Raw genomic sequence first — 15,489 nt, 5'->3', positions numbered from 1 at the left:
CGGAATCGGCCGGGACCGCTTATTTCCTTCAAGTTATTGGCATAACTGCCGATTTTCCGGGTATGACATTGCCAATATCTACTGAAGATGAAATTTTCGACCTCGAAAGCAAGCTTGAAAAAACCAGATTAAAACTGCTTGATTTGACCACTATGGGGGCTCTTATCACCTCGATTTTGAACCTTGAAACAATCTTATCGGTGGTGATGGAAATGTCTATCAGGACGGTCGATGGTGAAGTTGGTCTGATTCAGCTCGAAGAAAACGGCGAACTTGTTTCTAAAATAACCTGGGGCGTGGATGATACGGTTATCAGGAATATTATTTATCGCGACGACAAAAATGTCGCCGATTACTGCTTTATCCGGCAGGAACCGGTAGTCATGAGTGATTTCGGTCATAATACGGATCTTGGGCCGAATCTGACCAGTCTTCTGGCTCTTCCCATAAAATCACGATCCCAGTGTCATGGCGTTATCGTCATCATTAATAAAACCACCGATGAGTTATTTACCGATGAGGATCAAAAAAATCTGGAAATGCTGATTAATTTCGCGGCCGTCGCGATAGATAATTCCATTCTCTTGAAAGAGTCTTTGCAGAAACAGAAAATCGAACAGGAGTTGACTATCGCCCGACAGATACAGGAAACCATATTGCCCAACAGCGCCATTAAAATAAAAGGTGTGGACATTGGACGATTGTATCGACCGGCCCGTTCGGTCGGGGGCGATTTCTATGATATTGTTAAACTCAGTGACAGCGAATTCGTGATAATTGTCGGCGATGTGTCCAATAAGGGAATACCGGCGGCCATGCTTATGGCGGCCTCGATTGCGATTATTCGATGCGAATTGATGAAATGCCCTGATATCAGTCCGGGAACGCTGATGAATAATCTGAATAATGTACTTTGCAGTCGAATAATCAAAAGCCATGATATGTTTGTGACGATGTTTATCGCTCATATTAATCTTGACAGTCGGGAAATAGTTTATTGTAATGCCGGGCACCTGCCGCCGCTATTCTGGGATTCGGGGCGGCGCGAAATATCGGAATGGCGTCCCGGTGGCACTTTCGTGGGCCAGTTTCCGGATATGCAGTTTAAAGAAGACACCATGGTCTTTAATCCGGGGGATCGTTTTCTGGCCTTCACCGATGGGATTACCGAAGCAGAGGATATTAATGGACGTCAGTTTGGGACGGAACGTCTCAAGCGGATGTTTTTACGTGAAATAGATATGTCGGCGGAGAAATTTTGCAGCCATGTAAGGGACCAGGTGGACCGTTTTACCGAAGGTGCGGGAGAAGAGCCCTTTGATGATTTGACATTGCTGGCAATCAGAATGTTGCGGGATGATCAAAAATGAAAAAGGTGTTCAATTATCCATCATGTCTGGAATCCGAAAGCCGGATGTATCAGGATGTCAAAGGGACACTTTCCCTGGCTGGCCTTCCCAAAACGTTATTGTACAAAATCATACTGGCCATATCCGAAGGCTTTACCAACGCTCTGATCCACGGCAATAAGTATAATCGGGAGAAGTCCATCCAAATCTCGATTACCATTAATAAGCGCCTTGTTATTGCCGATATAATGGATGAAGGAGCGGGAAATATTGAAATTCTCAGGTCAAGAAAGGCTCCGGATTTATTTCAGGAGGGGGGCCGCGGAGTCGATCTTATGGAATCATTGGCCGATGAAATTAGGTTTGAAAAAGGCCAGAATGACTCCGGTCTGAAAATCTCAATGATTTTTGACCGAAGCAAATATATAAGCGATGATTATTCATTATCAGATATGGAGGACAAGATGGAATTCCGGAAAAAAGACGCCGGCAGTACAACCGTTATCAGCATGTCAGGGCGTCTCGATTTAAGCAACGGAGGGAAATTGAAGGAGGAAATAAAAAACCTCCTGACCTCAGGGAAAATATCAATCCATCTCAATCTCGGTGAGGTTGAATTCGTCAATAGTTCCGGTCTGGGGGCTCTGGTCTCCATGATGAAAGAAATAAGGATTCATCGGGGCCGGTTGACCCTTTCCAATCTGGCTGATTATGTCCAGGAGATATTCGACATTACCCAGCTGTCGCATATTTTCGAAATCTATAACAGCGAAGAAGAAGCTCTTAAATCATATAGCGAAATAACGGTGTGATCAATTGATCGACCTGATCCCGGATTGGAGGAGTTAAAGGTTGAGCCGGAAAAATATTATTATCATCGATGATGAACTTCTTATCAGAGATCTGCTATATGATTTTTTCTCTGAGAAGGACTGGGGAGTGTCGGTTTTTGATACCGCCGAACGTGCCCTGGAAAGCCTTAAAAATCGAAAATACGATATTGCTTTGGTCGATTTAAAAATGCCGGAAATCGACGGGATAGCCTTGATAAAGAAAATCCGCGATCTTTATCCGGATCTCCCGGTTGTCATAATGACCGCCTTTCCTTCGGTTGAGACAGCCATAGAGGCCCTTCGGGTGAAAGTCGAAGATTATATCATCAAGCCTTTCAATATCAATAAGCTGTACAAGGCCATGGATGATATTGCAGAAAATAATCATTCCCGGGCTGGTGATCGCCGGACCGAAGATGTCGAATACCATTAGCCCAAAAAAATCTGATTAAGTCATTCTTAAAAAGGCACCCTTTGTCAGGCGCCTTTTTTATTATTCAGTATATTCAACTTAAGAAGTCTTTTCTATCTCAAACCCCTGATAAGGATTTTTGCCATACCGTCATTTTTTGCTTTTGCGGGATATGCGGATCAGGTATAATGGCATTGCTGTTTTTCTTTTTATGGGGCTTAATTTATTGCCGGGGTATCGGATACTGATATGTTTTTGTTGATTATAACATATCGTCGGTTATATATTTCCGGCATCCTTGAGGAGATGCAAAATGGATGAACGGGAAGCCATGGAAGTTGAAATCGCCGATGATGTCGGGCGTTTTGCGGAAACCTATTCTTCCTTTAATCAGATAATCAATAAACTCCAGCGGCAATATCTTTCTCTGAAGGAAATGTATTCTCATCAAAGCGAGGAATTACAGGCTGTCAACAAGACTCTTCAGGTCTTAATGGGGGAAAACCGGGCGGTCACGGAATTTTTGAACAACATTCTCAATTCGCTGTCATCGGGAGTAATGGCTATTGATTCCGTCGGACGGATATCACATATGAATCCGGCCGCCAGAAAGATTCTTGGTTTTGGTGAGGCAGATGACGGAATTCTGGGCGCGCAATATAATGATATCATGCCGGTTTCGCAAGATCCGGAATTATCCGCCCTTGAAGCCATACATTCCGGACACGAAATTGAAGGAAGGGAAAAGGAGATAAAAACCAGGTACGGAACCGATGTGAATCTATCAGTTTCCACTTCTCTTCTAAAAAACCAATCCGGGCAGATAATCGGCGCGGTGGAGCTGTTTCATGATATTTCCAAGCTGAGAAAGATGGAAGAGCAATTGTCGCAAATGAAAGTTTTGGCTTCGTTAGGCGAAATGGCGGCTTCCATAGCCCATGAAATCCGTAACCCTTTAAATGGTATTGGTGGTTTTGCATCACTTCTAACCCGCGATCTTGAAGATGACCCGGCCAAAAAAGAGATGGCCCGGAAAATTGTCGGCGGAGTGGAGAGTATCAATCGAATTATTCAAACTCTTCTCGACTTCGCCCGGCGTGAGAAAATTCAGAAATCTCCGATTGATTTAAAGAATTATCTGTCGGCTCTTCTGGTTGCTTATGCCGAGGAATATGGCCCGACGGATATCGGCGACAAACTCAAATTAGAGGCATCATCGGGAGACCTGATAGTCAATCTGGACCAACATCTTTTCAGACAGGTATTTTTTAATCTTATAAAAAATGGATTTGAAGCCGGCGGCAAAGATACGCAAGTAACAATTCGATTTGGACTCCTTCCCCTGGTTGACGCGCAGAAGGAATATTCCGAGGGGTTGGGACTGGCCGGAACCGAGACTCTGGTCCAGATTATAGTTGAAGATAATGGTCCGGGTTTTTCCGAAGCGGATTGCCGGAAAATGTTTTCTCCATTTTATTCCACCAAGGAAAACGGTATTGGTCTGGGTTTGTCGATTGCCTGGAAAATTGTCAAGGCCCACGGCGGGGACCTGAGTGCCTGTTCGCAGCCTGGCCGGGGAACAAAATTCTCGATTTTAATACCTGTGAATATAAATTAGGGCAGGAGGGATAGCATGAAAATAAATGTTCTGGCGGTTGATGATGATAAACTGGCCAATGAATTTTTCACCGAAACCCTGAAACGGGCGGGATACGAAGTCACTTCGGCATTTTCGGCTGAGGAAGCGCTTCAGGAAATCGAGAATAAGCCATTCGATATTGTGGTTTCCGATATTCGCATGAAAAATATGGATGGCATCGAACTACTTCAGAAAGCCCGTCAACTGCAACCCGAAATGGTGGTAATCCTGGTTACGGCTTACGGTACGGTTGAAAATGCCGTCAGAGCCATGAAATTGGGTGCTTATGATTTTCTTTTGAAACCGGTTTCGCCTGATGCTCTTGAAATTGTGGTGGAACGAGCCGCCGAATTGGTCAGTCTAAGAAACGAGAACCGCCAGTTAAAATCGGACCTGGCCAACCGCTATCAGGATATAATCGGTAAATCATCTCAGATGAGGCAGATATTCGATTTGATCGCCACCACCGCCAGGGCGCGCTCAACAGTTATGATAACCGGAGAGTCCGGGACCGGAAAGGAAATGGTGGCCCGGGCCATACATTATGCCTCGGATCGTAAGGATCGTCCGTTTATAACTCTCAATTGCGCCGCTTTACCTGAAAACCTGGTAGAGGCTGAGCTGTTTGGTTATGAAAAAGGTGCTTTTACGGGAGCCATAAAACAGCATAAGGGTCGATTCGAAATCGCCGACGGAGGGACTCTGTTACTTGATGAAATTTCCGAAATGCCGACCGGTTTACAGGCCAAGTTGCTTCGGGTTTTACAGGAAAGATGTTTCGAGCGAGTCGGTTCAACCGCTACGATCGAGGTTGATGTTCGGATTATCGCCACCTCCAATCGTAATCTCAAGGAATTGATAAAACAGGAAAAATTTCGCGAAGACCTTTATTATCGTTTGAATGTCATTCCTGTTCATCTGCCGCCTCTTCGGGAGCGCCTGGGCGATATCCCGCTTCTGATACAGCATTTTATTGAAAAGTACAACGATGAAAATGGTAAGATGGTATCCGAGGCCGACGAAAACGTGATGCGAATGATGATGAGATATCACTGGCCGGGAAATGTCCGGGAGCTTGAGAACTATATCGAGCGGGCGATCGTTACATCATCGTCAAACATCTTAAGCCAGAATGATTTCCCCAACGATTTGGTCTTAGGCAAACTGGCTGATGAAATTTCAGGGATTTCGGTAGGTATGAGTCTGGCCGATGGCGAAAAATATCTTATCCTCAAGACCCTTGAGCAATATGGCGGGAATAAAACCAAAACTGCTGAAATCCTTAATGTTACACCGCGAACTATAAGGAATAAGCTGGCCGAATACAATATTGAGACCGACGACTGAAATAGTGGGGCTAATTTATTGCTTTTTAGAGGCTTCCGCGGCCCCTGGCCGCTTTAAAATATTTCATAATTGCCGATACCAGTATTGATCGGCGGATGAAATTAAATATCCGCCGGGGTAGTAAAATATTGGTTTTTTTATGGATATAGCGACTATTGGTGGATTGATAATTGGCATCGGGGCCGTGATCGTTTCATTTCTTCTTGAGGGCGGGCACCTGAGCGCCATTGTCCAACCCCCTGCCATGATGATTGTTATCGGCGGCACAATCGGGGCTACCATTGTTACCACCTCGGTCAAGACTCTCGGAAATATTCCCAATTTGCTAAAAATGGCCTTTTTCAGGAAGCCTCCCGATTCTCTGGAGACGGTTGACCAGTTGGTCCATATGTCCGAAAAAGCCCGTAAAGAGGGTGTCTTGGGGTTGGAAAAAGATATGAACCATATCGCCGATCCCTTTTTCCGGAAAGCCATTCGGCTGGTTATTGATGGCACGGAAACATCAGTACTGAAAAACATTCTGGAAACGGAAATAGCATATACTGAGGATCGTCATAAAAAAGGAATCCTCTTTTTTCAAAAAATGGGTGGTTTTTCACCGACCCTGGGAATTATCGGGACTGTATTGGGGCTGATTCATACGCTAGGGAGTACGTCCGATGCCGAGCGTATGGCTCAGGCCATAGCCGGGGCTTTTATCGCCACTCTCTGGGGAGTGGCCCTGGCTAATCTCTGTTATCTGCCAATTGGTGACAAACTTAAACTTCGTCATGAAGAAGAGCTGGCCAATCTGGATTTAATTATGGAGGGTGTTATTTCAATCCAGTCGGGTGATAATCCACGGGTGGTCCGAACCAAACTGCTGTCTTTCGTTTCGCCCCAGTTACGCGGCGAAGAATAGGTCTCTATGATACGCCGTTCCAAAAAAGAAGACCACGAAAATCTTGAAAGATGGTTGTTGACCTACGCCGATTTGATTACTCTTCTTCTGGCCTTTTTTATTGTCATGTATTCCATGTCACAGGTCGATGCCAAGAAATTCGGTAAAATGTCCAAAGCCCTTTCAGGCGTTCTCAAGGGCGGTGAAATCGCGGTCCGGCGCGGGGATGATATAGGTACGGCACCTGGACGCGGAGTTATGCAGGTCGGGCATCTGGTTTCAATCGGCGATAAAATCCGTGAAAAAATAAAAGAAAAATCCGGCGATAATAAAACGGTCAGCACCGAAATCACAGAACGCGGCCTGGTTATACATATTATGGAATCGGCCCTGTTTAAACTCGGTTCCGCAGATCTGGAACCTCAGGCCAGAATGGTCCTCGATATTGTCTCCGATAATCTGCATGATATCCCCAATCATATCCGGGTTGAAGGTCATACCGACAATGTTCCCATCGCCACCAATAAATATCCATCCAACTGGGAATTGTCATCAGCCCGGGCAACTGAGGTTGTTCGCTACCTGATTAATACCCATTCCATCAAACCGAGCGAAATCTCGGCTCTCGGTTATGGTGAATTCCGTCCCATGAAACCCAACAATACCATTGAGAATCGGGCCCAGAATCGCCGGGTCGATATTGTCGTTCTCACCATGGAACTGACTGCGGCCGAACCAAGCTCGGAATTGTACCGCCAGTAGCCGCCTTTCCGGAAAATTATTCTCGTTCGGTGAGTATTATATTCCAGACCGACATCCCGGTCCGGAATTTATCTCGCACGTAAGTAATTGACTGGCAGTATGTTAGTCCGGCCCTGAAACATTGGCATTATCTTTGCTTAAGGCTTTGGCGGGTAATGCTATGTCGAACTTGATAAAAAATGTAATAATCGATAAAAGCGGAATTCCATTGCTGGAAAAATTCCTCGATTTATCATCGACCAGGCAGAAATTGATTGCCGGGAATTTGGCCAATGTTTCAACCCCCAATTACAAAAGCAAGGATATTGATTTCCATGGCGAATTAAAAAAGGCGGTGGGTCAATCGGAGCATATTGCGGGAAAACTGACCAATCCGGCCCATCTGCCGCTCGGCCAGAATAAGAACAGCGCCCCGGAAGTTATTGTCAATGATTCAAGAGATGCCAACGGAATAAATAATGTCGATGTCGATCGGGAAGTGGCTAATCTGGCCAGAAACCAGATCTATTATTCTGTCGGTGCGCAAATACTGGCCAGGAAAATCACCGGATTGAAAAACGCCATAAAGAGCAAGTAGATAAAACGGGATGAATAATTATGCCGGGAATTTTCACATCAATTGATATCTCCGCCACCGGATTAACGGTCCAGCGACAGAAAATGGATGTGGTCGCTGAGAATATTGCCAATGCTGAAACTACCAGGACCCCGGAAGGCGGTCCGTATCGAAGGAAACGGCTGGTCGCCGCTGAAAATACGCGGGAGACTTCTTTCCGCAACGAAATGACCCGGGCGAAATCACGTCTGGTGCGTACCGATCCCGGTCATATTTCCGGCGGTACCAAGCGTTTGCCGCAGACATCCGAATTATCGGAAGTGAAGGCGGATATTAAGGCGGCCCCGGCGGACGATTTCCGTCTCGTTTATGATCCGTCGCATCCCGAGGCCGATCAGGATGGTTTCGTGAAAATGCCGGATGTTGAGGTTGTCACCGAGATGGTCGATATGCTGGCCTCATCTCGAGCCTATGAAGCCAATACCATGGCCATTTCCGCGGCCAAGGATATGGCCAAGAATGCACTTGAAATTTAGCAATTAGAGGGAATAGACCATGAAAATCAATCAAATCGGAATTGACACTTATCGCCAGATGACAAACCGGCCGCAGTCGGAGACCAGAATGGCCGCTGAAAATAAAAAACAGGCCCAGCAGGCGGAAACCATACAAATTCCAGGCCAGGGTGAAAAAGTCGGATCGGAGCTTTCGGTACAACTGAAGCCCGGTACTTTTGTCGATATGCTTTCGGCAGAAGAAAAGCAGGCCATGGAAATATTCTTCGATAAGTACCAGGGTGTAGCACCCCGGCAGGGCGCATATTCAAATGATGGACAAACGAATAGCTCTTATCTTGGAAAACAAATTGACGTGAAATTATGAGCGGTAATATCGGACAAGTGAGCCGGCTGGTTCCCGGTTTACAGGAACAGCTCAATCCCGGACAGGTTTCGAATGAACAACCCGATAAGGGTAAATTTACGGAACTTTTCAACAATCTGCTGGATTCGGTTAATGAGCTTCATCTGGATGCGGGTAAGGCCCAGGAACTTTTGGCGACGGGGGAGGCTGAGGATCTGCACCAGGTGATGATTGCTATAGAAGAGGCCGGTATCGCAACCGATTTGCTGCTGGAAATAAGGAATCGGCTGATGGATGCATACCAGGAAATCATGCGTATGCCAATGTAGAAAATAAAAAGCTGAACTGCCATGGGATCGGCAATCAGGCATAAATAGGATTTACAATGGAATACTTTAAACAGCTTTTTCGGAATATTTCCGAATTTATCCGGGCCATGTCGCCCAGTCAGGCGATAATGCTGATTGGCATTACAGCCGGTATCGTTGTCGGCGCTATTGCCATGACCGGTTGGATCGGCAGCGTTAATTATGCCACCCTCTATACCAATCTTGATCCATCGGAAGCGGGCGAGATAACCAATTATCTTAATGAACAGAATATCCCCTTCGAACTCTCCGATGGCGGTCGGACAATTGCAGTTCCGTCGGGCGATGTCTATCGCCTGAGGATTTCTCTGGCTTCGGAAGGTATGCCGCGTTCGGGTAACATCGGGTATTCGATTTTCGACCAGTCCAATCTCGGGATGACGGAATTTCTGCAGAATCTGAATTTCCGCCGGGCCCTGGAAGGCGAGTTGATGCGGACAATCATGCAATTATCGGATGTCCAGGCCGCCCGGGTCCATATCGTTATGCCGAAAGACCGGCTCTTTGCCAAGGATAAAAAAGAAGCGACCGCCTCGGTCGTTCTTAAGCTCAGGAACCCGGCCGGTCTCAGTAAAAGCCAATTGGCCGGAATCAGCCATCTCGTGGCTTCCTCGGTCGAAGGTCTCAAACCGGAAAATATCTCTATTATCGACTATGATGGGAATCTGCTTTCATCAAAAATGGAGATGGACGCGATTGCCGGATTGACGGCCTCGCAACTGGATGTCCGTCAAAATGTCGAAAAATATCTCGAAGAAAAGGCCCAATCACTGCTTGATGGTGTCATAGGTCGAGGCAAATCTATTGTCCGGGTCACCGCCAAACTCAATTTCCAACAGGTCGAACGGACCTCGGAATTGTATGACCCCAACTCGGCTGTCATTCGAAGCGAGGAACGGACTGATGAAACCAAAACGGCCAAGGATAAGCAGGAAGAACTGGCTGAAAAAAATGATGAATCAAAAATCGAATCTTCGATTACCAATTATGAAATAAATAAAACCGTTGAACATATTGTCGGCGAAATCGGTGATATCAGCAAACTATCCATTGCCGTTATGCTCGACGGGGTGTATCGCGACGTGGAAAACGCCGAAGGCGTAACCGAACGGGTCTATGAACCTCGTTCGCAGGAAGATATTGATCGCATTACGGCTATTGTCAAAAACGCGGTCGGTTTCGATTCCGAGCGCAACGATCAGATCGAAGTGACCAATCTGTCTTTCGACAACACTTCCATGAATTACGAGCAGGATAAGCTGGATCAGATGTATATGCAGGAGCTCTATCTGGATATTGGTAAGAAAGTCGGGTTGGTCGTTCTGGCTATTCTGGCTCTTCTGTATTTCCGAAAAAAAGCGAAAAAGCTGTTCGCCGCCCTCGGTCAATTCCTGCCCCCGGCGCGCCCGCAGAAGGCGGCTTATTCGGGTTCAACTCCAATAGTCGAAGAGGAAGAAGTGGAAATTCCCAAAATCCAGCCGGAGAAGAGACGCAAGAAATTGGTAGACCAGATGCAGGAAACCGCCAAGGGGCAGCCCGAGGAAATTGCCAAAGTCATTAAGACGATGATGCTTGAATAAGGTGGTGCAACGTGAATTATGAAGATTTGTCAAATTTGCAGAAAGCGGCCATCGCTCTGGTAGCCTTCGGAACCGAAGTGTCATCGCTGGTACTTAAAGGCCTCTCCGAATCGGATGTGGAGAAAATAACCGTTGAGATCGCCAACCTTGGTGACGTTCCGGCAGAGATCGAAGAAAAAGTTATCGGTGAGTGTTATCAGATATTCATGGCCCGCAAATATATTTCCCAGGGCGGCGTGGATTTCGCTCGGGAAATTCTGGAAAAGGCGGTAGGGGCCAAGAAAGCCACGGAAATTATGGCCCGTCTGGAATCATCTTTCCGGACTTCCGGATTCAACCTCCTCAAGAATATCGATTCGCGCCAGCTGGTTCAATTTTTGCAGAATGAACACCCGCAGACAATTGCCCTGATTCTATCGCAACTGGCCTCACATCAGGCCGCCGGGGTACTCTCCGAACTGCCCTCGGAACTGCAGTCGGAGGTGGCTCTCCGGATTGCCACCATGGAAAAAATCTCGCCGGAAATACTGAAAGATATTGAATCGACCCTGGAGGGGCATTTTGATACCACCAATACCGGCGATCTGTCATCGTCGGGTGGGGCCAAAACCATGGCCGAAATTTTAAACCTGATAGAGAGCTCAGCCGAGAAGAATATCCTTCAGTCGATTGAGGCCAATAATGCCGATCTGGCCGCTGAAATTAAAAATATGATGTTCGTTTTCGACGATATAATTCTTCTTGACGATCGTTCCATCCAGCGCTTACTCAAAGAAGTGGAGACCAAGGATCTGTCGATTGCTCTTAAGGCCGCCTCGGAAGAAGTCCGAGGGAAGATTTATGCCAATGTCTCCGAGCGTGTGGCGGTGATGATAAAAGAGGAAATGGAGTTTATGGGGCCCATGAGGCTTTCCGACGTCGAAGCGGCTCAGCAACGTATAGTCGAAGCGGTGAGAAGACTCGAGGAGGAAGGGCAGATTGTTATCTCGGGACGCGGCGGCAAGGAGGATGTCATTGTCTAAGCTGTACCATACCACGGTCGGCCCGGACAAGGTCATCATTGGTGAATTTCGTGCCGATATCGAAGCCGACCAGAGAGCCGAAAAAAAATTGGCGGAAGTTTTTCTGGGGATAAATGTTTTTACCACCATCGACGGGAAAAAAATGGTTCCTATTCAGGAACTTCTTAAGATCGAAGAACAGGTTATAAAAGAAAAGGCTGAAGTCGAAGAGCAAGGGTATGATCGGGGATACAAAGAGGGTCTTACCAAGGGGTATGCCGAAGCCAAAAAAGTCATCGACAATTTTACCCGGCTAATTCAGGATGCCGTGAGTGAGCGGGAAGTACTGTATAATGAGGCACGGCGGAAAATATTGGAATTGGTCCTTCAAATCGCCCGTAAGGTCACCTTCGATGCCGCCCGCATTGACGCCGATGTAACGGCCAGTATCATATCCGGGGTCATTGATCGGCTGGTTGAAAGATCAAAAATCAAAGTCAAAGTTCATCCCGACCATCTTCCTCTGATCGAACAGCAAATCGATCGTTTCCGTGGTGATTCCAATGTGGTTAAAGAAATATCCATTGAACCCGACACCCGGGTCCGTTTCGGTGGCTGTTTTATCGAAACGCCGACGGGTGATATCGACGCCCGGGTGGATACCCAGATGGATGTCATTGCCGAGGCTATTCAGGCCTACGAGGATTAAACATGAAAACGATTCCCTATGACCTGTTTGCCGGTCAGATAGACCAGGCTTCGACTATTAAACACTCCGGGCGAGTTGCCCAGATTATCGGACTTGTTATTGAATCAATCGGGCCGGCGGTCTCAATCGGGGATCTCTGCCAGATAGAGAATCCGGAAAACGGCGATAAAATTCGCGCCGAGGTGGTCGGTTTTCGGGATAATCGTATTTTATTGATGCCCCTTGGGTCGGTATCAGGTATAACCCCGGGGTCCATTGTGGTATCGACCGGGGAACAACTACGGGTTCCGGTCGGGGAGCAGTTGATCGGCCGCGTTCTGGGCGGATTGGGTCAGCCAATCGATAGCCTGGGGCCAATTCTCACAGGAAAGATGCGGCCAATCGACAGTCTCCCGATTTCGGCCCTGAAACGTACCAGAATCACCCGGGCGATCTGGACCGGTATTAAGGCTATAGATATAATGGCTACCTGCGGTCAGGGCCAGAGGATGGGGATCTTTGCCGGTTCCGGGGTGGGTAAATCAGTTGCCCTGGGCATGATTGCGAGGGGTTCGACGGCCGATGTCAATGTGATTGCTCTGGTGGGTGAACGGGGAAGAGAAGTCCGCGAATTTATTGAAAAAGACCTTGGGGCAAACGGCCTGAAACGGTCAGTGGTGGTCGTGGTTACCTCCGACCAACCATCACTTATTCGAGTCAAAGGCGCTATGGTGGCCACCGCCATTGCGGAACATTTTCGGGACCAGGGAATGAATGTCATGTTGTTAATGGATTCACTGACCCGGATTGCCATTGCCCAGCGCGAAATCGGTCTGGCCGTCGGAGAACCTCCGGCGACCAAAGGTTTTACACCATCGGTTTTTGCCCTGTTACCACGTCTATTGGAACGGGCCGGAACCAACGAACGGGGTTCCATCACCGGTCTTTATACTGTGCTGGTGGAAGGAGACGATTTCAACGAACCGGTCTCCGATGCCGTCAGATCTATCCTTGATGGTCATATCGCCCTGTCGCGCCGATTGGCCTCCATGAATCAGTACCCGGCAGTGGATATTCTCGATTCCATCAGCCGGTTGATGATTGAGGTCGCCACTCCCGAGCATCTTGAACTGGCCGCGAAAGTCCGCCAGATTGTTGCCACTTATCGGGAGGCGGAGGATTTGATAAATATCGGCGCCTATGTTAAAGGATCCTCATCTCGAATAGATTACGCCATATCCAAGATCGATGATATTAATAACTTTTTCCGACAGGAGATTTCGGAGAAATGTCTTTTCGATGATTCCCTGAAGGAATTGGCGAAAGTATTCGAAACCGATAATGGTCGGACAGGCAAGGATGAAAAAGTTCAGATTCCGGCTGGAAAGAATGCTCCAGCTAAAAGAACATAAAGAAAAAGAGCGGCAGAAAAATCTGGCCCAGGCCACCCAGAAGGTAGTCAACCAGGAAAATCATCTGGCGGGACTCGGCCAAAAACGGCTGGAAACCCAGGCCGATCAACGAGGTTATCTTACCGGCCGACTGGCCCTGACATCTCTGACCATGTTTTCCCGATATTATACGCTCCTTAAGAAAAATGAATTAACCGGGCGGGAATTGCTTCGCATATATCAGCGGGAACAGGAAAAAAAAAGGCTCGATCTGGTTTCGGCGACACGGGAAAAAAAGATATATGAGAAGCTGAAAGAAAAAAAACGACAGGCTTACGATAAGGAAATGGAAACACTCCAGCAAAAGGAACAGGATGAAATAGCCTCGCAAATGTTTATACACAAAAAAAAACTCCCGTTATAACCGGGAGCTTTTTTGGATGATAGGTATAATGTCCGCAGGAAATCTATTTTATCAAAGTCATCTTCTTGCTCTGATGGAATTCTCCTGCGCTGATACGATAGAAATACACACCGGAAGACAGTACTTGTTCGTTATCACCTCTCCCTTCAAAGGTTATTTTATGATGGCCTGCGGGCATGGGCCCGTTAACTAAGGTTTTGACTTTTTGTCCAATTATATTAAACACTTCCAATCGGATATCGGATGCCGTCGGCAGATCAAATGATATGACTGTCGAGGGATTAAATGGATTGGGAACATTTTGCTCCAGAGCATAATGTTCGGGAATCAAAATATTATCATTATCTTCAACGGCTGTGGCCGAATTTATCTCAACATAACCGGCGGTGAAACGGGGGGTGAAGGTAAGCCCGCCGTAATCTTCTGTAAGAGTAATCTCCAGCGGCTGAGCCCCCAGGTAGCTTATGGAATCTATGGCCACCTGACCATCGGGGGCAGATGCCTCTATATCGAATAATATTGTTGCCATGACGCCTGTCCCGGGCGCCAACGGGGCGTCATCATCAAAAATCAGCGTAACCAGCAAATGCCTCAGCGATTGACTGCTGGGACTAACAATTTTGCTGATCGCCGCCTCTCCTCGAGTCCCTGTGAAAATTGTGCTGTTGTATATCAGATCATTGGAACCATAGATAAGAGCCAATTTCATATTGGCAATATCCTCAGTGTTGTAGGCGTTGATATTTACGGCGACTGTCTGGCCTGGGGAGCCTGTTACCTTATCAACCCAAATCGAGTCGGAGCTGGGTGGAGGTTCATTGATATCGATCAAACCCTTGACGAATTCCGGATATATGGGCATGGCCGAGATATCGGCAAAACAGGTTCGGGCTACCGACCTGGAAACCGTATCGATTGCGGTTTGCCCGGGGATTGCGGCAGCGTGAGCGGTGAAAAAAAGATTACAGAAAAGACCGTTTCCTTCGGGGATGTAGGTTGACCAGTCCATAACGTTAATGTCGATAGTGTCGCCGGCAATATAACTGAATACCGTATTTTCATCGACATATTCCAGACGTCCGCCAACCAGCGAAAATGAATCAAGGTCCATTTTACTGGATTCGAATTTCAGAACTACTTCCGCGGCATTCAGGAGTTCGTCATTGGAGAAATAAACCGGTACCGTGAATTGATCACCGGGGAGAGCGGATAATGATCCCACCCGAACCGTATCGCGAACACCGGGATCGGCCATGGCCACAGCCGAAATAGCCAGAGCAATAAGGATTGATAAGGTATAATAGATTTTCATAATAACTTTTCCCTTTAGTGTCATTACACTGAGAGCAAAAGAGATGCGAAAATCAAATAATTCCTGCGGCCCTGTTTAAAGAAATG

The 15,489-nt window shown here is 47.1% G+C and carries 17 protein-coding genes; 16 read left to right on the top strand and 1 reads right to left on the bottom strand.

Features of this window, described 5'->3' with window-relative positions; translation table 11 throughout:
- The first annotated feature begins 62 nt into the window (after positions 1 to 62).
- The 16 genes from JXQ28_00790 (at position 63) to fliJ (ending at position 14,091) form a co-directional block, all read left to right on the top strand.
- Positions 63 to 1,370 carry a SpoIIE family protein phosphatase gene (locus JXQ28_00790; protein MBN2276259.1) on the top strand — a complete coding sequence of 436 codons (1,308 nt, stop codon included), beginning with the start codon at positions 63 to 65 and terminating at the stop codon, positions 1,368 to 1,370.
- Positions 1,367 to 2,161, top strand: a complete 795-nt coding sequence (locus JXQ28_00785) for an anti-sigma factor antagonist (GenBank protein MBN2276258.1) — start codon at positions 1,367 to 1,369, stop codon at positions 2,159 to 2,161. Before JXQ28_00790 ends, JXQ28_00785 begins: the two co-directional genes overlap by 4 nt.
- 40 nt (positions 2,162 to 2,201) lie before the next feature.
- Complete coding sequence (locus tag JXQ28_00780; GenBank protein MBN2276257.1) at positions 2,202 to 2,615, top strand: response regulator; 414 nt, start codon at positions 2,202 to 2,204, stop codon at positions 2,613 to 2,615.
- Between the two features lie 292 nt (positions 2,616 to 2,907).
- Entirely contained in the window at positions 2,908 to 4,212 is a 1,305-nt protein-coding gene (locus tag JXQ28_00775; protein ID MBN2276256.1) for a PAS domain S-box protein, read from the top strand.
- 15 nt (positions 4,213 to 4,227) lie between these two features.
- Positions 4,228 to 5,580 (top strand): sigma-54-dependent Fis family transcriptional regulator, encoded by a 1,353-nt coding sequence (locus JXQ28_00770; GenBank protein MBN2276255.1) that lies wholly within the window; start codon positions 4,228 to 4,230, stop codon positions 5,578 to 5,580.
- Between the two features lie 139 nt (positions 5,581 to 5,719).
- Complete coding sequence (locus JXQ28_00765) at positions 5,720 to 6,481, top strand: flagellar motor protein (protein ID MBN2276254.1); 762 nt, start codon at positions 5,720 to 5,722, stop codon at positions 6,479 to 6,481.
- Between the two features lie 6 nt (positions 6,482 to 6,487).
- Positions 6,488 to 7,222 carry an OmpA family protein gene (locus JXQ28_00760; GenBank protein ID MBN2276253.1) on the top strand — a complete coding sequence of 245 codons (735 nt, stop codon included), beginning with the start codon at positions 6,488 to 6,490 and terminating at the stop codon, positions 7,220 to 7,222.
- Positions 7,223 to 7,382: 160 nt separating this feature from the next.
- On the top strand, positions 7,383 to 7,799 hold the full coding sequence (gene flgB / locus JXQ28_00755; GenBank protein MBN2276252.1) for a flagellar basal body rod protein FlgB: 417 nt from the start codon (positions 7,383 to 7,385) through the stop codon (positions 7,797 to 7,799).
- Between the two features lie 20 nt (positions 7,800 to 7,819).
- Positions 7,820 to 8,314 (top strand): flagellar basal body rod protein FlgC, encoded by a 495-nt coding sequence (flgC, locus tag JXQ28_00750; protein MBN2276251.1) that lies wholly within the window; start codon positions 7,820 to 7,822, stop codon positions 8,312 to 8,314.
- A gap of 88 nt (positions 8,315 to 8,402) precedes the next feature.
- Complete coding sequence (locus JXQ28_00745; protein MBN2276250.1) at positions 8,403 to 8,660, top strand: hypothetical protein; 258 nt, start codon at positions 8,403 to 8,405, stop codon at positions 8,658 to 8,660.
- Positions 8,657 to 8,968, top strand: a complete 312-nt coding sequence (gene fliE, locus JXQ28_00740) for a flagellar hook-basal body complex protein FliE (GenBank protein MBN2276249.1) — start codon at positions 8,657 to 8,659, stop codon at positions 8,966 to 8,968. Before JXQ28_00745 ends, fliE begins: the two co-directional genes overlap by 4 nt.
- 56 nt (positions 8,969 to 9,024) lie before the next feature.
- Entirely contained in the window at positions 9,025 to 10,587 is a 1,563-nt protein-coding gene (gene fliF, locus JXQ28_00735) for a flagellar M-ring protein FliF (protein ID MBN2276248.1), read from the top strand.
- An 11-nt stretch (positions 10,588 to 10,598) separates the two neighbouring features.
- Complete coding sequence (fliG, locus tag JXQ28_00730; GenBank protein MBN2276247.1) at positions 10,599 to 11,609, top strand: flagellar motor switch protein FliG; 1,011 nt, start codon at positions 10,599 to 10,601, stop codon at positions 11,607 to 11,609.
- Entirely contained in the window at positions 11,602 to 12,297 is a 696-nt protein-coding gene (locus JXQ28_00725; protein MBN2276246.1) for a hypothetical protein, read from the top strand. Before fliG ends, JXQ28_00725 begins: the two co-directional genes overlap by 8 nt.
- A 2-nt stretch (positions 12,298 to 12,299) precedes the next feature.
- Positions 12,300 to 13,688 (top strand): flagellar protein export ATPase FliI, encoded by a 1,389-nt coding sequence (gene fliI, locus JXQ28_00720; protein MBN2276245.1) that lies wholly within the window; start codon positions 12,300 to 12,302, stop codon positions 13,686 to 13,688.
- Positions 13,636 to 14,091: a flagellar export protein FliJ gene (fliJ, locus tag JXQ28_00715; GenBank protein MBN2276244.1), complete on the top strand. Its 456-nt coding sequence runs from the start codon at positions 13,636 to 13,638 to the stop codon at positions 14,089 to 14,091. Before fliI ends, fliJ begins: the two co-directional genes overlap by 53 nt.
- Before the next feature lie 43 nt (positions 14,092 to 14,134).
- Here the strand turns inward: fliJ and JXQ28_00710 are convergent, their stop codons facing one another.
- Entirely contained in the window at positions 14,135 to 15,403 is a 1,269-nt protein-coding gene (locus JXQ28_00710) for a T9SS type A sorting domain-containing protein (protein ID MBN2276243.1), read from the bottom strand.
- Positions 15,404 to 15,489: the final 86 nt, after the last annotated feature.

The sequence above is a fragment of the Candidatus Zixiibacteriota bacterium genome, from assembly GCA_016933955.1.
In the GTDB taxonomy this organism is placed as follows: Bacteria; Zixibacteria; MSB-5A5; order GN15; family PGXB01; genus JAFGTT01.
The sequence above is the reverse complement of the archived record's forward strand: the minus strand, read 5'-3'. Positions and strand labels throughout refer to the sequence as shown.